Source organism: Chromohalobacter marismortui (genome assembly GCF_004364315.1).
Classification (GTDB): Bacteria; Pseudomonadota; Gammaproteobacteria; order Pseudomonadales; family Halomonadaceae; genus Chromohalobacter; species Chromohalobacter marismortui.
Genome location: NZ_SOBR01000001.1, coordinates 686,036 through 704,941, shown reverse-complemented (window position 1 = coordinate 704,941; position 18,906 = coordinate 686,036). Strand labels below are relative to the sequence as shown.

19 protein-coding genes are annotated in these 18,906 nt (G+C 63.3%); 4 read left to right on the top strand and 15 right to left on the bottom strand.

The genetic code is table 11. The features are described 5' to 3' along the window. Positions 1 to 26: 26 nt before the first annotated feature. The 3 genes from C8E00_RS03110 to C8E00_RS03100 all read right to left on the bottom strand — a co-directional run bounded on the left by C8E00_RS03110 (position 27) and on the right by C8E00_RS03100 (position 2,974). Positions 27 to 1,133: a glycosyltransferase family 9 protein gene (locus tag C8E00_RS03110; protein WP_133694346.1), complete on the bottom strand. Its 1,107-nt coding sequence runs from the start codon at positions 1,131 to 1,133 to the stop codon at positions 27 to 29. Positions 1,134 to 1,224: 91 nt separating this feature from the next. Continuing rightward, positions 1,225 to 1,446, bottom strand: coding sequence for a hypothetical protein (locus C8E00_RS03105; protein ID WP_133694343.1), 222 nt, complete (start codon positions 1,444 to 1,446; stop codon positions 1,225 to 1,227). Positions 1,447 to 1,546: 100 nt separating this feature from the next. Beyond that, complete coding sequence (locus C8E00_RS03100) at positions 1,547 to 2,974, bottom strand: mannose-1-phosphate guanylyltransferase/mannose-6-phosphate isomerase (protein ID WP_133694341.1); 1,428 nt, start codon at positions 2,972 to 2,974, stop codon at positions 1,547 to 1,549. Positions 2,975 to 3,129: 155 nt separating this feature from the next. Here C8E00_RS03100 and C8E00_RS03095 point away from each other — a divergent pair, with 155 nt between their 5' ends. Then, positions 3,130 to 3,840, top strand: coding sequence for a protein kinase family protein (locus tag C8E00_RS03095; RefSeq protein ID WP_133694338.1), 711 nt, complete (start codon positions 3,130 to 3,132; stop codon positions 3,838 to 3,840). A 30-nt stretch (positions 3,841 to 3,870) separates the two neighbouring features. Continuing rightward, positions 3,871 to 4,950 carry a glycosyltransferase gene (locus C8E00_RS03090; RefSeq protein ID WP_133694336.1) on the top strand — a complete coding sequence of 360 codons (1,080 nt, stop codon included), beginning with the start codon at positions 3,871 to 3,873 and terminating at the stop codon, positions 4,948 to 4,950. Positions 4,951 to 4,972: 22 nt separating this feature from the next. On the opposite strand, the gene C8E00_RS03085 is transcribed toward C8E00_RS03090, so the two are convergent. From C8E00_RS03085 to suyA, 7 genes are all read right to left on the bottom strand, one after another. Next, the gene (locus C8E00_RS03085) at positions 4,973 to 5,974 is read right to left on the bottom strand and encodes an Ldh family oxidoreductase (RefSeq protein WP_133694333.1); all 1,002 of its coding nucleotides are present in this window, start codon (positions 5,972 to 5,974) and stop codon (positions 4,973 to 4,975) included. Then, on the bottom strand, positions 5,971 to 6,900 hold the full coding sequence (locus C8E00_RS03080; RefSeq protein ID WP_133694330.1) for a hydroxyacid dehydrogenase: 930 nt from the start codon (positions 6,898 to 6,900) through the stop codon (positions 5,971 to 5,973). Before C8E00_RS03080 ends, C8E00_RS03085 begins: the two co-directional genes overlap by 4 nt. 18 nt (positions 6,901 to 6,918) lie before the next feature. After that, on the bottom strand, positions 6,919 to 7,401 hold the full coding sequence (locus C8E00_RS03075; protein ID WP_133694328.1) for a tripartite tricarboxylate transporter TctB family protein: 483 nt from the start codon (positions 7,399 to 7,401) through the stop codon (positions 6,919 to 6,921). Continuing rightward, positions 7,391 to 8,902 (bottom strand): tripartite tricarboxylate transporter permease, encoded by a 1,512-nt coding sequence (locus C8E00_RS03070; protein ID WP_133694325.1) that lies wholly within the window; start codon positions 8,900 to 8,902, stop codon positions 7,391 to 7,393. Before C8E00_RS03070 ends, C8E00_RS03075 begins: the two co-directional genes overlap by 11 nt. Positions 8,903 to 8,956: 54 nt before the next feature. Then, positions 8,957 to 9,940, bottom strand: coding sequence for a tripartite tricarboxylate transporter substrate binding protein (locus C8E00_RS03065; RefSeq protein WP_133694323.1), 984 nt, complete (start codon positions 9,938 to 9,940; stop codon positions 8,957 to 8,959). A gap of 185 nt (positions 9,941 to 10,125) precedes the next feature. Then, positions 10,126 to 11,295, bottom strand: a complete 1,170-nt coding sequence (gene suyB / locus C8E00_RS03060; protein ID WP_133694320.1) for a (2R)-sulfolactate sulfo-lyase subunit beta — start codon at positions 11,293 to 11,295, stop codon at positions 10,126 to 10,128. A 2-nt stretch (positions 11,296 to 11,297) separates the two neighbouring features. Further along, positions 11,298 to 11,582, bottom strand: a complete 285-nt coding sequence (suyA, locus tag C8E00_RS03055; RefSeq protein WP_133694318.1) for a (2R)-sulfolactate sulfo-lyase subunit alpha — start codon at positions 11,580 to 11,582, stop codon at positions 11,298 to 11,300. A 174-nt stretch (positions 11,583 to 11,756) separates the two neighbouring features. On the opposite strand from suyA, the gene C8E00_RS03050 reads away from it, so the two are divergent. Next, positions 11,757 to 12,482 (top strand): GntR family transcriptional regulator, encoded by a 726-nt coding sequence (locus C8E00_RS03050; RefSeq protein ID WP_166638227.1) that lies wholly within the window; start codon positions 11,757 to 11,759, stop codon positions 12,480 to 12,482. Positions 12,483 to 12,780: 298 nt separating this feature from the next. Here C8E00_RS03050 and C8E00_RS03045 read toward each other — a convergent pair whose 3' ends face one another. Then, entirely contained in the window at positions 12,781 to 13,671 is an 891-nt protein-coding gene (locus tag C8E00_RS03045) for a LysR substrate-binding domain-containing protein (RefSeq protein WP_133694313.1), read from the bottom strand. 80 nt (positions 13,672 to 13,751) lie between these two features. Here C8E00_RS03045 and C8E00_RS03040 point away from each other — a divergent pair, with 80 nt between their 5' ends. Beyond that, positions 13,752 to 14,783, top strand: a complete 1,032-nt coding sequence (locus tag C8E00_RS03040) for a YeiH family protein (protein ID WP_243833092.1) — start codon at positions 13,752 to 13,754, stop codon at positions 14,781 to 14,783. A 59-nt stretch (positions 14,784 to 14,842) separates the two neighbouring features. Here the strand turns inward: C8E00_RS03040 and C8E00_RS03035 are convergent, their stop codons facing one another. The 4 genes from C8E00_RS03035 to C8E00_RS03020 all read right to left on the bottom strand — a co-directional run bounded on the left by C8E00_RS03035 (position 14,843) and on the right by C8E00_RS03020 (position 18,885). Then, the gene (locus tag C8E00_RS03035) at positions 14,843 to 16,183 is read right to left on the bottom strand and encodes a UDP-glucose dehydrogenase family protein (RefSeq protein ID WP_133694311.1); all 1,341 of its coding nucleotides are present in this window, start codon (positions 16,181 to 16,183) and stop codon (positions 14,843 to 14,845) included. A 57-nt stretch (positions 16,184 to 16,240) separates the two neighbouring features. Then, positions 16,241 to 17,242 carry an NAD-dependent epimerase gene (locus tag C8E00_RS03030; protein ID WP_133694308.1) on the bottom strand — a complete coding sequence of 334 codons (1,002 nt, stop codon included), beginning with the start codon at positions 17,240 to 17,242 and terminating at the stop codon, positions 16,241 to 16,243. A 76-nt stretch (positions 17,243 to 17,318) separates the two neighbouring features. Then, entirely contained in the window at positions 17,319 to 17,780 is a 462-nt protein-coding gene (locus tag C8E00_RS03025; protein WP_133694306.1) for a hypothetical protein, read from the bottom strand. 139 nt (positions 17,781 to 17,919) lie between these two features. Next, positions 17,920 to 18,885, bottom strand: a complete 966-nt coding sequence (locus C8E00_RS03020) for a LysR family transcriptional regulator (protein WP_133694304.1) — start codon at positions 18,883 to 18,885, stop codon at positions 17,920 to 17,922. Positions 18,886 to 18,906: the final 21 nt, after the last annotated feature.

Sequence of the window (18,906 nt, the reverse complement as noted above, 5' to 3'; positions counted from 1 at the left end):
CGCTGAGTTTCCCTAACGACCACCGCCTATACGGCAAGGTAACTCGCCTTGTCACGTTGCTGATCATGAAAGACAGCATTGGTGCACACCTGCTCAGCGACCTCGGACGGAGTGGGCTGAAAAAGTATCGAATCCGAGGGACCCCGAGGCGAAAACTTGCGTGACTTCTCCACTTGCAATAGCGCCAATACGGGAACGTCCAAAGCGGCCGCCATGTGCATGGGTCCCGTATCCGGCGTGATCAGACACTCCAGGTTGGCCAGCACGCCAAGGAAATCTCGCAATGGCATGTGCGGCAGCACGCGCCCGAACTCGCCGCAGCCGCTCTCCAGCGGCGTACGCATCGCGGATTCCTCCGGCCCCAGCAGCACGAGGTAAGGCGTCTTCCGTCGTTCGAGTTCGCGCAGCAGGTCTTGCCAGAACTCGAGCGGCAGGCGCTTGTCGAGATGGCCGCCAACGAAGATGCCAATGGACGCCTGTCGTCCCGAGAGGCCGGTCATCCTGACCGCTGCGGCACGACGCTCATGTTCGGATACCACCAGCCATGGACGGGCAGCGCATGCCAGCCCCAGGCTGGCCGCCAGCGAGCTTGCGCGTTCGTGAGCATGCGATGGCGACACATGACACACCCAGTCATAGCTCGTCTCCAGCCGGCCACGCTGTCCCAAGCGTTGTCGGGCACCGCACGTCTTCATGAGCAGCCAGCTTGTCAGTGAGTTCTCGCCGGCCTGAATGGCCAGATCGAATTGTCTCCGCCTGAGCCGAACCAGCAACCGGGCCAATCTCCATGGGCGGACCAGCATGCTGCGACTCAAGGCGTGGTAGCGGGACAATGGCATGCCAGCAAAGAGCGTGCGCGTGGTGTCGGTGCCCAGATAATCGACCTCGATGTCCGCTCGCCCCTCGACAAAGGCCTGGATCAGACGAGCACCGATGACGGCATTGCCGATACGGAAGTTGGGACGTATCAGAAGGACGCGCCGAACGCCATGCAGCGCCTCGGACGTCGCTGGCCGAGCAGGACGAGAGCCCCGCGCAACCGCTCGATAGATCCAACGCTTGGCCGTTTTTTCGAGACGTCGGCCCAAGCGCCGCATGGCCGTATGTCGGCGCAGGTAGGTAAGGGGAAACATGCGGGCACTCCTATATGGATAGCCCTGTCAGTATTCCCGCGTTGGCTTATGACACCCTTAACGGCGTATGGCTGCTGTCTCGTATCACCGCCTAAAGAGGCTGATCACGTTTTGCCGCTTGCTCGTGAGGCCGGCGTAGAAGGTGACGCACAAGGCGCGGCACCAGCATGATGATGCCCAGTGGCACGGCGATCAAACCGACCGCCAGGTAGCCCAAGGCCAAGAGGATTTCCATGAGATAGCAAGCGTCCACCCACGCCGCGAGTCGCGCCCCGACCCGGCGTGACCGGGTTACAGCAGCAAGAGGCATCATGACAGACTCCGATTGCCAGCAAGATTAGCCGTCAGACTGCCAATGTTCGATGACACCGCGATGTCAGGAGAACAGACGCAACGATGACACCGCCCCCTTGTTACTCGTCGTTCGTATCGCGTCGATAATCGTCATCGAGGCGGATGATATCGTCCTCGCCGAGATAGGCGCCACTTTGAATTTCGATCATCTCCAGGTCGATGCGCCCCGGATTTTCGAGGCGATGCTCGACCCCCAGCGGGATATACACGGATTGGTTCTCGCTGAGCAGAAAGTGCTCTTCGCCCCGGGTCACCCGCGCGGTGCCGGACACCACCACCCAATGCTCGGCACGATGATGGTGGCGTTGCAGCGACAGGCGCGCGCCGGGACGCACGCGGATATGCTTGACTTGAAAGCGCGGCCCGTTTTCCAGGCTTTCGTAACTGCCCCACGGGCGATAGACGCAGCGATGTGCCGCGCTTTCGCGACGCCCCTGGGCGTCGAGCCGCGCCACCAGGGTCTTGATATCCTGAGCGCGGCGCCGATCGGCCACCAACACACTGTCGGCGGTCTCCACGACGACCAACCCCTCGATGCCCAGCGTCGCCACCAGGCGCGATTGACTCTGTACCCAGGTATCGCGCGTCGCCTCGACCACCGTATCGCCGCGTAGCACATTGCCGTCGGCATCTTTCTCGGCGATGTCCCACAATGCCTGGAACGACCCCACGTCCGACCAGCCGGCATCGAGCGTGACCGCCACCGCCTTATCGATATGCTCCATGACCGCGTAGTCCACCGACTCGCGTTCGCAGGCGGCGAACGTCGGCGCATCGGGGCGCAGGAAATCGAGATCCGTGCGTCGCGCCGCCCAGGCCGCGGTCACTGCATCATGCATCTCGGGCCGCAGGCCCGCCAGCACTTGCAGATAACGCTCGCCTTGCATCAGGAACATCCCACTGTTCCACAGATAACGCCCCGCCTCGAGGAATGCCCTGGCCCGCATGGCATCGGGCTTTTCCACGAAACGTCTGAGCGGCTGCAGGCCTGCGCTGATGTCGTCCACTTGCAGGTAGCCGTAGCCGGTCTCGGGATGGCGCGGCACGATACCGAAGGTGACGAATGCGCCTTGCATCGCCGCCGATTGTGCCCGCTCGAGCGCCTCGTGAAACGCCGCTACATCCGCGATGTAGTGATCGGCGGGCAGTACCAATAACGCCCCACCGTCACCGCTGTCGTCTACGCAGCGTGCCTGCTGGCACAGGGCCGCCAGGGCAATGGCAGGCGCCGTGTCGCGCCCCTCGGGCTCCAGCACGATCTCCGCCTCGCGCCCCATCTCGCGCAGTTGCTCGGCCACCAAAAACCGCTGGGCATCGGCGCACACCACGATGGGCATCGCGGTCGTCAGGCCATCGAGACGCGCCAACGTCGCCTGCAGCATGCTGCGTCGTTCCAGCAAGGGAAGAAACTGCTTGGGCGTATCCCGTCGCGACAGCGGCCACAGGCGTGTGCCGTTACCTCCGGCGAGAATCACGGGCGTCAACATGCGAGGGCTCCTCGTGCAAAATGATCTGTCGCACGGCTATCACGTTACGCAGTGCTCACGTGGATCGCCAGTCCCATTGTGTCATTACCTTGACAAGCGTCTAGCGCTTATAGAGCATTAGCGCCCTACCTATTACGTAAGGCCGTTATCTCAGCATGCCCCTGTATCGAGTCTCGCTGAACGGTGTGCCGCGCTGGTATTACCTGCGCACACGCTTTCCGTTTCCCAGCCACATCGCGCTGCAGCAGCCCGAGACCACTCGATACATGGAGGCCGTCGGCAGTAGTCGGTTCTTCCTCGAGCCGCGCTCGAATACCCTGTTCAAGCTGATCGCCGACAAATTCACGGCACATCGTCAGCCGCTCAACTGGTGGCTGCGCGATATCCTCGAAAAACGGCTGCTGGGCGGCTTCGATGCGCTCAAGGAATGGCGCTCGAATCGTCTCATCAGCAGAGCGGGACTCAAGACCGTGGCCTGCCGGGGCGTGGGGCTGGCACTCAATCCGCTCAACCCCCTGGGCTCGCTGCTCGCCATGGAATACCTGACCAGCGGCGAATCCGGCGAGACCTATTTCCTGCGCCTCGATGAAGCGGCTCGCCTGGCGTTCATACGCCGGTTATGCGATGACGCGGCCGTCTTGATACACCACGGCTACTGTCATCGCGATTTTCACTATGGCAATGTCTGGGTCGATGCCAAAGGCGACATCGTGTGGATCGACACCCATGTCAAGCGCCTGCCTCGCCACTGCGAACGGCGACGCCAGGCCATCGATGCCATGCTGAGTCCCAGCAAACTGAAAGGCGATCGCTACCGCCGTTTCGCTCACGGCTACCTTCACGAGCGACTCGGTCAGCCTGCGTGAGCCTTCTTCCCTCGATTCAAGGATGATGCCATGACGCCCAAACGCTTCGCCTTCGTCATCGCCGATCTCTACGGCGGCGGCGCGGAAAAATCGCTGCTGTACACGGCCGCCGGCCTCCATCAACGCGGTCACACGGTCAAGGTGTTCATCCTGCGCGACAGAATCGAGCAACCGATTCCGGATGGCGTCACGGTGGAGAATCTCGCGCTCATCAACCGGTTCAGCAAGATGTTCTCGACGCCGCTGGTGGAGAAATGGCAGGCCGCGCGCATCGCCAGGACCCTCGACGCCTTCGCCGCCGACGTGGTGCTCTCCTGCTCGTGCGACAAGATCACGCGCCACCTGCGCCATCCCAACCTGTGGTTCTGGATCAAGAGCGACATCTCGGCGAAATTCAGCGATCCCGACCAGCGCGCCAAGGCCTTCGCCAAGGTGCACCGCTTCTATACCGGGCGCAATGTCGTCGCCGTCTCCCAGGGCGTCAAGGACAATCTGCTCGACGTCATCGGCCTCCGGCCCGCCGAGATTCGCGCCATCTACAACCCCTACGAGCGAGCCCCCTTCCTGCGCCTGGCCGAGGCGCCGGCGCCGGTACCGGAGGGCGAGTACCTGATCAATGTCGGGACCTACGAGCCCCGCAAGCGTCATGACCGCCTGCTGCGCGCCTACAAGGCCAGCGGCGTGACGACTCCGCTGGTCCTGCTGGGCAAGGGCAAGGGCGACGAAGAAGCCAGGCTGCGCACGATGATCGAGGACATGGGCCTCGCCGAGCGCGTCCTTCTGCCCGGCTACCAGACCAACCCCTATCCGTTCATTCGCCGTGCCAAGGCCTTGATCCTGACCTCGGACGCCGAAGGGTTGCCCCGCGCGCTCATCGAATCGCTGCTGCTGGGAACCCCCGTGGTCAGCGTCGACTGCCCCTCCGGCCCCCGCGAGATACTCGCCGGCGAACTTGCCGACTTCCTCGTGCCCCGCGAGGACGAAGCGGCCCTGGCCGATGCCATCGCCCGCATGGATGCCGCGCCCGTCACTGTCACCGAAGCGCATTACCGCCCCTTCCTCAAGGAGACCGTGCTACCCCAGTTCGAGGCGCTGGCCCGTTCAGCCTGAGACCATGCGACCCGGAGGCCCGTTACACGCGGGACGCGGCATAGGCACGCAGCTCGTCGACCACGGCCTCAGGCAACTCTAGCGACTCGCCGCGTTCGCGGCGCAAGACATGGCGCCGGGTGCCGGGCAGCCGCACGCCTTCCTGCTCGAGCATGGCCTGGAACAGTGCCTCGATGTGCTCGAGGTAACCATCGGAGAAGTGGGCCGGATCGAAGGCCAGCATCAGGTGGCCGACACTCGGCGCCTCGCCGTCGGGCTCGAAGAAGGAGCTCGCCTGGAAGCCGAAGTGGCTACCGGTGAGTCCGGCGGTCAGCAATTCCACCATCAACGCCAGCGAGGCCCCCTTGGCATCACCGGCTGGAACCATGCTGCCCGCGATCGCCGCGTCCGGGTCGGTCGTAGGCCGTCCCTCGATGTCGAGCGCCCAGCCTTCGGGAATCGGCTCGCCGGCCTTCTTGGCCAGCATCACCTTGCCCCGGGCGACCTTCGACAAGGACAGGTCGATGACCAGCGGATCGGTCCCCCGTCGTGGCGTCGCGAACGCGATCGGGTTGGTGCCGTAGAGCGGACGCTTCCCCCCCCACGGCGCCATGGCCGAAGGCGCATTGCTGAAGGCCATCGCCACCAGTCCCTCGCGGGCCAGGCGTTCGACCGGCGCGCCGGCGACCCCGAAATGGTGCGAACCACCGATCGCCACGGCGACCAGTCCCAGCTCGCGGGCCAGCGGAATGGCGCGCTCCACGCCCCGGGCGATGGCCGGAAACGCCAGGCCGTGTCGGGCATCGACCCGAATCACCGAACCGGCGACCTCGACCCGCGCCTGCGCATCGGCGACGACCTTGCCACTGCGCGCCTGGGCGAGATAGAACGGCAACCGTGACAAGCCGTGGGACGCCAGCCCGTCACGTTCGGCGTCGATCAGTGCCCGGGCCGTGACCTCGGCCTCCCAGCGCGGCACACCGACCGCCTCGAGTGCCGCGACCGCCAGCGTTTCGGCCTCGATCAGCGATACCATGCGGCTCATGCCCTCCCCCCCAGCGCACGGCGCACGTTGTCGACGGTGATCCAGCTGATCCGCTCGTTGGACTCGTGTGTTACGCCGGCGATGTGCGGCGTGGCGATCAAGCCCTCGACACCGCTCAACACCGAGTCGGCAGTCAACGGCTCTTCCTCGAAGACATCCAGCATCGCCCCGCCCAGATGCCTGTCACGCAGGCTGGCAGCCAATGCCCTTTCATCGACGATGCCACCCCGCGCGGTATTGATCAGCAGGCTTCCGGGCTTCATCGTCGCCAGTGCTTCGGCATCGATCAGATTCCGGGTCCCCTCGCTCAACGGCACGTGCAGACTGACCGCATCCGCCTTCTCCAGCAGCGTCGCCAACCGCTCGGCACGCTCGACCGTCTGCCAGGCGGCGTCATCCGCGGGCACGAAAGGATCATGGGCCATCACCTGCATGCCCAGGCATTGGGCGCGCCGGGCCAGATCGCGGGCGATGCCGCCGAACCCAACGAGCCCCAGGGTCGCCCCTTGCGTCTCGTGTCCCATCAGCGCCTGACGCGGCCATTCGCCCGCCAGCACCCGCGGCGTCGACAGATAGGCGCCGCGGCGCAGCATGAAGATCCCGGTCAGCACGTACTCCGCCACCGACACGGTATTGCCCCCAGTCGCCGGCAGGACGGTGATACCGGACTCACGACAGGCATCCACGTCGATGTTGTCGAGCCCCACGCCCAGCCGGCCTACCGCTCTCAGGTCGGGGAAGCGCGCCAGGAGCTCGCGGTCGACGCGGGTACGATTGCGCACGATCAGGGCACGCACCCCGGTCCCGGATGACAGCAAGCGGGCGCGATCATCGACCAGCGTGGCATCGAAGGTCACCGAGCAGTCCTTTTCGAGATCGGCGACGGCCGCCTCGTCCATGAATTCACTGATGAGTACGTCAGACATGTCAGAAGTCTCGTTCGGTTAGAAATGGCGCCACAGGAGTCCCGCCGGGAGCGGTACGTTGAGGACGATGGCGAACAGGATGTAGAAGCCGCCGATGATCAAGGCCAGGGCTAGCGAATAGCCGATCAGCCGCCGGCGTGTCCAGGCATGGTAGTGAGCGAGACCAGCCAGCAGTGCCGCACTCGCGACACTGGCGAACAGAAACCCCAACCACTTGAGCGCGAAGCTCCAGACGAGCATCACGGCGATCAGTCCGAGTCGACGCCCAACGCTGCCTGGCTCGGGACGGACCCGCCGGGGATGCGCCACGAAGCTCTTGGCCAGCAGTGCCACGCTGAATACCAGCAACAGTACGGCGATGGTGCGTGGAAAGACACTGGCCATGATCGACATGTCACGACTGAACGTGAGCGCCCCGCTGGCGATGACGATCATCACCAATGCCAGAATGCGATCCGACGGTCGTGCATCGAGCAGCGGCGTATCGTTGTCAGTGGCCATGAGCCGTCTCCTTGGATGAACGCTGGCGCCAGCCACGCCATAACGGGAACAGCACCGACAGCAGCACCATCGCGATGATCGCCAGCGATAGCGGCTGCCCGAAGAAAGCACCGAACACCGAGCCTGAGGCATTGCCGATCAGATATCCTTGAACGAACCCCTGCTCGGCGATCGGCCCGAGGATCAGCCCCAGCACGATAGGTGACGGTTTCACCCCATAGCGCGACAGCACCCAGCCGACGATGCCCAGCACCACCATCACCACCACATCGAAGGGATTGTTACGGATCGCATAGGTGCCGATGATCGTCATGAAGGCGATGCTGGGTACCAGCAGTGCCTTGGGAATGGTGACGATCGACTTGAAGGCGTAACGCCCGATCAGCAGGCCGATCGGCAGCATCAGCAGCGTGGCGATGAACAGTCCGCCGATGAAGGTGTAGGTGACGCTCACGTTGGTGGTGAACATTTCCGGTCCGGTGCGAAACCCCTGGACCAGCAGCGCACCGAGGATCACCGCGTCCGGCGGCGTACCGGGAATGCCCAGTACGAAGGTAGGAATGAAGCCGCCGCCAACGGTGGCGTTGTTGGCGGTCTCGGTGGCGATCACGCCGTCCGGCTCGCCTTTGCCGAAGTTGTCGCTGCGTGTCGAGGTGCGTCGCGCCTCCGAGTAGGAGACCAGGCTGGCGATCGACCCGCCCGCACCGGGCAGGATGGCCACCGCGGTTCCGATGACGGCACTGCGCAGGGCATTGAACTTGCCACGCCACATCAGCGAGAGCCCTTCGCCGAGACGAATGCCTCTGCCTTTCTCGGGTGGCTTGAGATGCGCGCTCGGCGTGGCCACCAGATCGATCAGCACCGGCACGCAATAAAGCCCGATCAATGCCGAGATGGTTTCCACCCCACCGAGCAGGAACTGGGAGCCGAACGCATAGCGTATGTCGGCACCGATCACCGACACGCCGACCGTGGACAGCAACAGCCCAAGCCCCGCGCCGATGAAGCCCTTGAGGGTCGAGCCCTCAGAAAGTGCCGAAATCAAAGTCAGGCCGAAGATCGCCAGCCAGAAGTACTCCACCGGACCGAACTTCAAGGCGATCTGTGCCAGCAGCGGCGCCAGCGTCAGCAAGGCCAGCGCTCCCATGAGGCCGCCGACCATCGACGAGAGCGTGGAGAGCGTGACCGCCAGATCACCATCCCCGCGCTTGGCCATGGGGTAGCCGTCGAAGGTGGTGGCGATGGCCGAGGGGGTCCCGGGTGTATTGACCAGAATCGCCGCATACGATCCACCATAGATGGCACCGGTATAGATCGCTCCCAGCATGATCAGCGCGCTCTCGGGCGACATGCCGAAGGTCACCGGCACCAGGACCGCCACGGCCATGGTGGCCGAAAGCCCGGGCAACGCACCGATGAGAATACCGGCGGCGACACCGACGACCGCCAGCATCAGGTTGACCGGAGACAGGGCTGCGGCCATGAAACTCAAGGTATCCATGCACTTCTCCCTACCGAAAGGGGCCCGTCAGGGCCCCGATGAACATCGGTCAACTCAGTCGATGATGCCCATTTCACGTGCCACCTTCTCGTATTCGGCACGTCGCTTGGCCATGAAGTCGGCCATCTTCATGTACGGCACGTCGATCAGCACGAACCCGAGGTCCTGCATCTTCTTGCGGAACTCCGGGTTCTGATTGATCTGCTGAAAGATGCCAGAGAGTTTGAGAGTCACGTCTTCCGGGGTTCCCTTGGGTACCGCCATGCCGCGATAGGCCCCACCGGTCATGTTGTAACCCAGCTCCTTGAAGGTCGGCACGTCGGGAAACAGCGGGTGGCGTTGCTCGGCGGCCACCGCCAGCATACGCACCTTGTCATCGTGGTTGGCGGCGGTAGTGGTGTAGCCCCACTCGGCCTGTACCTGGCCGCCCAGCAGGGCCGTGACCGCCGCCCCGGTTCCCTTGAACGGGATGTAGGTGGTCTTGACGTCGGCAAGCGACTCAAAGCGCCGGTTGGCGATGTCATTGGCGGACTGGGTTCCGCTGCCTGACACGGTCACGCTGCCCGGGGCCTTCTTGGCGGCGGCGATCAAGTCATCGAGGGTCTTGTAAGGGCTGTCGTTTCTGACGATCAGCGCATCCGGCGAATAGTGGAAGTAATAGAAGTTCTTGAGATCTTCCGTCTTGAAGCCCGGATCCTTGCCCATTGGCTTGAGAATGATGTGCGGCAGGTTGGTGCCCATGATGGTGTAGCCATCGCCATCCATTTCGTTGAGCTGGGACCAGCCGACCGCCCCACCGCCGCCGGCCATGTACTGGATGATCAATTGCTGGCCGGTGATTTCCTGGAAATACTTCTGCTGCAATCGAGCGCTAATATCCGACTCACCGCCGGGACCAAAGGGAATGATGTATTGGATGTTACGGTCGGGGAAATCCTCGACACCGGCCGCCGTGGCGAGACCGGCGAACGTGGTCGCACTTAGCAGACCGCCGAGGAGAGCGGCCGTTTTCAGGGTCTTGAAGCGAATCTGGCGCATGGTTGACTCCGATATTGCTGTTATTGTGTGTCGGTTACCGGGAGCCTACAGGCTCCCGACATGCCGCGTATCCGCCCTGCAGCGAATACGCCTTGCTGTCTTGCTGCTGCCGTGACCGGCATGCCGGAACGCAGCATCGATTGTATTAGCACCAACCGAATATCCGGCGACACTCTTCTTTCGCCTCATGCACTTTCGTAGAGCCGCGTCAGTACGAACTCCCGATGTCCCAACGCCTCGGCGTTGGTGTGGCGCCCGTTGGCCGTACGCAGCAGCATCTCGAGCAGTTGGTCCCCCGCCTGCGGCAGGTTGATCTCCCGACGCAGTACCCCCGAGACATCGACGTCGATGTGCTCGCTCATCGTGCGCACCGTGCGCGGATTGGCGCAGAGCTTGATCACCGGCAGGATCGGATTGCCAATCACGTTGCCCTGGCCTGTCGGAAAGAAATGCGCCACGTACCCCGAGGCCGCGCACAACGTGACCATCTCGGCCGCCGCCGAGGAGGAGTCCATGAACCACAATCCCGGTCCGGTGGGAATTTCCGCCTTGTCGAGAACGCCATCGACCCGACATTTCTTGCCGATCTTCTGAATGTTGCCCAGCGCCTTTTCCTCGATGGTGGTCAGCCCGCCTTCGATGTTGCCCTTGGTGGGCTGCGATTCGGAGAGATCGCTGGTCTTGTGGCGGTCGATCATCGCGCTGTAGCGGTCGAACATCGCCTGGAACCGTTCGCGCACGTCATCGTTGGCACAGCGCGCCGCGACCAGGTGCTCGCCGCCGGTCAGCTCGGAGGTCTCGCCGAACACCAGCGTGCAGCCCTGGGCGTAGAGCTTGTCGAAGGCTTCGCCGACGGTGGGATTGGCGCCGCATCCGGAGGTAGTGTCGGATTCGCCGCACTTGGTGGAGACCCATAGCTCGCTGACGTCACACGGCTCGCGCTGCAACTCGCTGGCGTACTGCACGAACTCGCGGGCCTTGCGCGAGGCGTTGGCAATGGTGGTGTGGTCGCCGTTCTGCTCGATCCAGAAGCCTTCGACCGGCTTGCCGGTGGCGCGAATGCCGTCGACTACCTTGCCGGTCCAGCCGGGCTCGATGCCGATCACGATCACCGCGGCGACGTTAGGGTTGCAGCCGGTACCGATCAGCGTACGGAAATGCAAATCCAGGTCGGCGCCGAACTGCAACCGGCCATAGGGGTGCGGCAATGCCAGCGTGCCCTTGATGTTGTTGGCCACCGCTTCCGCCGCGGCATTCGAAATGTCGTCCACCGGCAGCACGATGACGTGATTGCGGATGCCGACACGGCCGTTGTCGCGCCGATAGCCGAGGAAAGTGCGTCCTTTGAGTTCCATGCTTACCACCTCTTGGTCTTGACGTTGTGAACGTGAACGTGCTCGCCCTGGCGAATCGACTGCACCACCCGGCCGATATCGACGCTGTACTTGATGACCGCCTCGTCTTCGGCGAGATCGCGTGTCGCCAGCTTGTGGCCGATCGGAATCGCATCCTTGACCTCGAACTGCAGGGTCCTGTCCTGATCCATCACCCAGCCAGTCAGCATCTGACCGGCCTCCACCCCTTCCACCACCACCACGCCAACCGCGTCGTCGGCATCGTGGACCACGAAATCGATGCTCATGCTCCTCTCCTTCATTGGTCTCGTTGTCGTGACGGCGTTGATGATCTCGCCGTCAACTCATGTATATGACATAGTATATAAAACAGTCAAGGAGATGCCGACATGGCGATCGCCAGGTACAATTCCCAGAATGACACTTTCGCATCGCCACCCATTCACAAGGACGTCGACTCAATGACCGCGCCGAAAGGCCCGACATTTCAGCCGCTTTACAAGCAGATCAAGGACTTGCTTCTGGAAAGGATCGCCTCGGGGGAGTGGCCGCCGGGTACCTTCATTCCCAGCGAGGCAGCGCTGGCCGCCAGCTACAACGTCAGCGTCGGCACCCTGCGCAAGGCACTCGACGAACTGGTCAGCGACAGCGTCGTGGTCCGTCGTCAGGGCAAGGGCACGGCCGTCGCCACCCACGATGCCGATCGCGCCCTGTTTCGCTTCTTCAACGTGGTACGCCGCGACGGCGAGCGCAGCCTGCCCGTGTCACGCGTTCTGAGCCGGCAGCGACGCAGGGCGACTACCGTCGAGCGTGACGCCCTGGAACTGAGCGACAGAGCCGACGTGATCCACATCCGTCGGGTCCGCGAACTGGCCGGCAGTCCGACGCTGCTCGAGGATATCGTGCTCGATGCCGCCACCTTCGCCGATCTCGCGTCGCAGCCGGAGATACTGCCCAACACGCTCTATCAGCTCTACCAGCATCAATACGGCGCCACTGTCGCGCATGCCGACGAACGGCTCGTGGCGGTGAAGGCAGGCGAACAGGACGCCGCCCACCTGGGTGTGGAACTCGGCGAGCCTTTGATCGAGATTCGTCGCGTGGCACGGGACTATCAGGACACGCCCATCGAGCTACGCGTTTCGAGGCTGACCACCCGGGAATATTGCTACACCAGTCGCCTGTAACGATGGCCAGCGTTGTGTGGCGGAAAGGACCGGCGGCCACCCAGGATTTACCGGACGACCGCCGGAGGATCAGGGAGTGAGCACGATCTTGGCCGCGGCGGTCTGCCCGGCGACCAGATCGGCGAAGGCATCGGCGCCGTTGACAGTCAAGGACGAAGACGTCATTTGCCGAGCCGCGACATGACGAAATCGCACGACAAACCCGTCAGCGTGAGAACGGATCAAGGAGTCACGGATCGCTGGCGACTCGCGGAGGGAGGGGAAACGAAGTGGACGACGGCCGACACCGCAAGTGACGCTAGCCGGACTCGCGCAAGAAGACCTTGAACGCCTGCCACAGCGGGCTGCGGTAGCGCTCGGGATGCCAGACCAGCGAAAAGGAGCGGGTCAGTTGCAGCGGGCTTTTCAACGCTACCAGTTCGCCGCGCTCGAGTTCGCTCGCCACGCTCAGCCGTGACAGGCAGCCCAACCCGAAGCCGGCGCGCACCGCCTGCTTGATCGCTTCGTGCTGATCGAGCTCCATGCGCACGCGGATGCGCTCGACGTGGGGGTGGATGGCCGCTTCGAAGATCGCCCGCGTCCCCGAGCCCGGTTCACGCAGGATCCATTGCGCCGCCTGCAGTTCCTCAACCCCGAGGCCATCGTGTGTCACCAGCGGGTGCTGGGGCGCGGCCACCACCACCATCTCGTCCTGACACCAGAGTTCGCTGACCAGCCGTGATTCGCTGCACTGCCCCTCGATCAATCCCAGGTCGGCGTCGAAGCGCTGAATGTCGCGCATCACGTCCTCGGTGTTGCGCAGCCGCAGTTGCAGATCGACGGCGGGATGCCGCTCGCTGAACCGTCCGGCCAGCATCGGCAGCAGATAGGTGCCGATCGTGGCGCTGGCCGCGACGTGCAGCGTGCCCCGCAGTTCGCCGTCGGGCTCACGCACCGCATCGACCAGCTCATCGAGCCCGTTGAGCACTTTCTCGGCGTACGGGAGCAATCGACGGCCGGCATCGTTGAGCTCTAGACGACGCCCCAGCCGTTCGAAGAGCACCACGCCGAGCTGACGTTCCAGATCGGCCAGTGCCTGGCTGGTCGCCGACTGGGAAAGACGCAAGTGACGCGCGGCCGCATTGACGGCGCCGCCACGAATCACGGCAACGAATACCTGGAGTTGGCGAAAGGTCACATGGGTCGACATATCGGTTTTACTTAACTGTCATTTCGTTATTACCACATAACACATAAGTCTATTCCTGATTAGCCTAAAGGGACACATCCATGGCGGTACCGCCCATCATCGGAGAATGTCTCATGTGGCAGGGATTGATACTGTGCGCCGGCCTGACCCTGGGGGGCTTCACCCTGGCTCACCTGCCCGGCATCCGCGAAAGCGGCATCAGTCCACTGGTCTTCTCGCTACTCTTGGGTCTCGTGGTCGGCAACCTGCCTGTCGGCGGGCGCCTGCCCCAGGCAAGCCGCGGGCTACAGTTCGCGACTCGCTGGCTGCTGCGCGGCGGCATCGTGCTGTTCGGCCTGTCGTTGACGTTACAGCAGATTCTCGGCCTCGGTCCCAAGGTCATCATGCTCGATGCCCTGGTAATCTGCACCATCCTGACCGCCGGGTACTGGATCGGCACACGCCTGCTGGGGCTCGATCGCGAGACCGCTCTGCTCACGAGTGCCGGCAGTGCCATCTGCGGCGCCGCCGCCGTACTCGCCACCGAGACCACCATCCGTTCGAAGCCGGCCGCCACCTCGATGGCCGTGGCCACCGTCGTGCTGTTCGGCTCGCTGGCGATGCTGGTATACCCCTTGCTCTATCCTCTCACCGGCATGGACGAGGGCTTGTTCGGCATCTACATCGGCGCCACCGTGCATGAGGTGGCCCAGGTGGTCGCCGCCGGCGACGCGGTCGGTCCCCAGGCGCTGGCCAATGCGGTCATCGTCAAGCTCGTCCGGGTGATGCTGCTCGTGCCCTTTCTGCTGGTGGTCGGCCAGTGGTGGCTCCGTCACCGGCAGGCGGAAGGCGGCTCGGAAGTCGGCCGTGGTGGCCTGGTGATTCCCTGGTTCGCCTTCGGCTTTCTGGCCATGGTGATCTTCAACAGCGTCGTTACTCTGCCGGAAGCGCTGCATCAGTCGCTGGTGGTGGCCGGTCAGATCGCGCTGGCCATGGCGATGGCGGCACTGGGCTTCGAGACGCGTCTGGAAAAGCTCAAGGCGCTGGGCGTCAAGCCGTTCCTGCTGGCCCTGATCCTGTTCCTGCTGCTGCTGATCGGTGGTGGCTGGGTGACGCCCTGGCTCATGCACTGAGCCACCAACGCAAAACGGCGCCCTCGGCTCGGGCGCCGTTTCATCGTGAGCAGGGCTCATCATGGCGTACGCAAGGAATCCCCGCGTCCCACAGCGAAGTACAACAACCCCGCGCGCTTGACCGACCGCGGATCGAATAGATTACGCCCATCGACCACTACCGGCATGCGCAGCGTCTCCTTGAGCCAGGCGAAATCGATACTGCGGAATGTCTTCCATTCGGTGCAGATCACGAGCGCATCGGCACCTTCCACGGCTTGCTCGCGATTCTCGACCAGCGCGAGATCGTCGCGCGTGCCGTAGATCCGCCGGCACTCGTCCATGGCTTCCGGATCGAAGGCCTGCACGCGTGCTCCTGCGGCCCAAAGCCCCTCCATCAAGGCGCGACTCGGCGCCTCGCGCATGTCGTCGGTATTGGGCTTGAAGGCCAGGCCCCACACCGCGACCGTCTTGCCGGCGAGATCACCATCGAAGGCCTGGGAGAGCTTGGTAAAGAGCGTGGCCTTCTGGCGTCGATTGACACCTTCGACGGCTTCGAGCAGCTCGGCGCGATACCCGATCTCACCGGCGGTGCGCGCCAGCGCCTGCACGTCCTTGGGGAAGCAGGACCCCCCGTAACCGCAGCCTGGGTAAATGAAGTGATAGCCGATGCGCGGATCACTGCCGATGCCATGTCGGATCTGCTCGACATCGGCCCCCAGGCGCTCGGCGAGATTGGCGATCTCGTTCATGAAGCTGATCTTGGTGGCCAACATGGCATTGGCGGCATACTTGGTCAGCTCGGCGCTACGGGTATCCATGAACATCAACTTTTCATGGTGACGGTTATAAGGACCGTAGCACTCGCGCATCGTCTCGCGCACACGTTCTGCATCGGTGCCCACGATGATCCGTGCGCCGTGGGTAAAGTCCTCGATGGCGGCGCCTTCCTTGAGGAATTCGGGATTGGAGCAGACATCGACGGTAAGAGAAGACCTTCGTGCGTCGAGCTCCCCCTGCACGGCGTCGCGTACCTTGTCCGCCGTGCCCACCGGTACGGTCGACTTGTCGACGACGACCTTGTCATCCTGCATGTGCCGACCGATGCTGCGCGCCACGGCGAGGACATACTGCAGATCCGCGCTGCCGTCCTCGTCGGGGGGCGTGCCCACGGCGATGAACTGCAGCGGCGCGAAATCGACGGCAAACGCCGCATCGGTGGTGAAACGCAGACGCCCCTCCTCGACGTTGCGACACACCATCGCTTCCAGCCCCGGCTCGTAGATCGGGATCTCGCCGCGCTCGAGCCGCGCGATCTTGTCGGCATCGACGTCCATGCACATGACATCGTGCCCCACATCCGCCAGGCAGGTGCCGGTGACCAGACCCACGTATCCCGTGCCGAAGATGCTGATTCTCATCGTGTGTCGTCCTTTGCGTGTCATCAAAAAAGCGTGGGCATCGAGCCCGCGTGGATATCAAACTCGATAGAACCCGCGATACCAGTCGACGAAGCGGGCCACGCCTTCCTCGACGCCGACCGTTGGGCGGTATCCGGTCGCGTCGAAAAGGGCCTCGGTATCCGCCCAGGTGCGTGGTACATCACCCGGCTGCATGGGCTTGAAGTCGCAATGCGCCGTGCGCCCCGTGGCGCGTTCCAGTGCCTGCACGAAGTCCATCAACGCCACCGGGCTGCCATGGCCGATATTGTACAACGCGAAGGGGGCGGTGCTCTGGTCGGGACGTGCCGCCGGACCATTGGAGTCGGCTCGCGGGATCACGTCCTGGATGCGTACCACCCCCTCGACGATATCGTCGATATAGGTGAAATCCCGTGACAGCTCGCCATGATTGAAGATCGGCAGCGGTTCGCCGGCAAGAATCGCCCGAGTGAACTTGAACATCGCCATGTCCGGGCGTCCCCAAGGCCCATAGACGGTGAAGAAGCGCAACCCCGTGCAAGGAATGCCATACAAGTGGGCATAGCTATGGGTCATCAGTTCATTGGACTTCTTGGTCGCGGCGTAGAGGCTGATGGGATGATCCACGGCGTCGGCCGTCGAGAACGGCACATGGGCATTCTGGCCATAGACCGAGCTCGATGAGGCATAGATCAGGTGCGGCACCTGCTGGTGGCGACAGCCTTCCAGCACGTTGAGATGCCCGACGAGATTGGACTGCGCGTAGACATGCGGGTTGTCCAGCGAGTAGCGCACGCCAGCCTGCGCGCCGAGATGAATGACGCGGTCGAAGCGCTCACCGGCAAAAAGCGTCTGCATGGCCGCCTGATCGGCGAGGTCGATGCACTCGAAACGCACGTTGGCGTGCACGGCCAGGTCGTCGAGACGTGCTTGCTTGAGCGCGACGTCATAGTAATCGTTGAGATTGTCGATGCCGACGATGGTGTGGCCATCGGTCGCCAGGCGCTTGGCCACGCCATGACCGATGAAGCCGGCCATGCCGGTTATCAAAATATTCATGAGGTTAGCGTCATCTGGGTGTGATGGCGGGGACTATAGCACGGCGTTCGAGACGCGCCGATCCATGCCTCATGCTTCATTGACGAGGCGCAAGCCAGGCGACCATCCCCACGAACAAGAGCACCAGGGCGAGCAGCGAAATACCGTCGAGCACGTTTGCCAACGAGAGCAGGCGTGGATCATCCGCGGCCATTTGATGCGCATTGTGCATGCCCTGCAACGCCAACTGCCCCACGGCCGCGATCAGCGTCAGCATCATGCCCAACGGCAGGCTGGCACGCAGCCATGTCGGCAAACGTGGAAACGACAATCCAGACCGCGAGGATGATGGCTTCTGCGTCTTGGCACTAGCCCGAGAAGAACGTTTGCGCGAGGCAGCATTGCCACGCTTGGGCGCACTCTTGCCACGTGACTTGCGGGATGGCTGGCCAGAGGACGCTGCACGCCGCCCCACCCAGCGATAGACCAGCATAGTCAACGCAGCCGTCAACGCTACCGCAGAAATCAGGATGGAAAGGAACAAAGAAAGCGAGGCCATGGAATCCCGTCATCGTGCGAAAAGGAATGACGACAAGGATACCAGCGTTGGCCCATCGATTCAGGCGTTCCGCCGCTGGCGACCACGACGACCCGGGCCGCACAACCGCTCATGCCTACGGCCACGAGCAGTCCGTCGTCTAGGCTTCCTGTCGCGGGCCGTCGGCCTCGGTGGCCAGCCGACGCAAGTGGGCGATCAGCTCGTCTGCGGCGGCGGCGTGTGGTTCCTGGCGGCGCGTGATGATGCCGTAGTAGTCCAGCGGCTTGCCGATCACGCGCTCGAGCACGACGTATTGCCCGCCCGCCAGCGGTCGTCGCATGACCGAACGCGGCAGCACCGCCAGCATGTCCGACGACTGCAGCAACTGCAGGGTTGCCTGAATCGAGGTGGTTTCGACCACATTCGCGGGCGTGGCGATGCCTTCTTCCGCCAGGGCTGACTCGAACACGCCACGCATGGGGCTCGAGAGCGGATGCAGTATCCATGGCCACCGGCTCAGCTCGTCCAATCCCGGAGCACGGTCCAGGTGTGCCAACGGATGATCGTGGCGCACCACGACCCGTAGCGGTTCATCGAGTAGCGGCTCGAAGTCGAAAACATTGTGCTGGCTGACGTGCGTCAAGCGCCCGATGACCAGGTCCAGGCGTTTATGCTCGAGTTCGAGGAGCAGACGGTCGCTGGTCTGCTCCTGCAGGCTCACCGAGAGGCGTGGCCGATCCTGCTTGAGACGTGCGATGGCCGCCGGCAGTATCTCCGGCGCAGCGGCGGCGATCGCGCCGATCAGCAATTGGCCATATCCCCCTTCACGCAGGTCATTGATGTCATCCACCAAGCGCTCCATGTCGTTGAGCAGTATCCACGCATGACGTATGACCTGTTCGCCCAACTCGGTGGGCTGCATGGCGCGCGGCAAACGCTCGAATAGCGCAAACCCGAAATACGCCTCCAGATCGCGCAACATCTTGCTCGCCGCCGGCTGACTCAGATGCATGGCGCGCGCCGTCGCATGCATGTTGCGGCTCTCGGCCAAGGTAGTCAGCAACATTAAATGCTTGAATCGCAACCAGGCACACAGATGTGCATGAGAAAGCTTGCCCGATGTCATGATCACCCTTCTTGATAACCT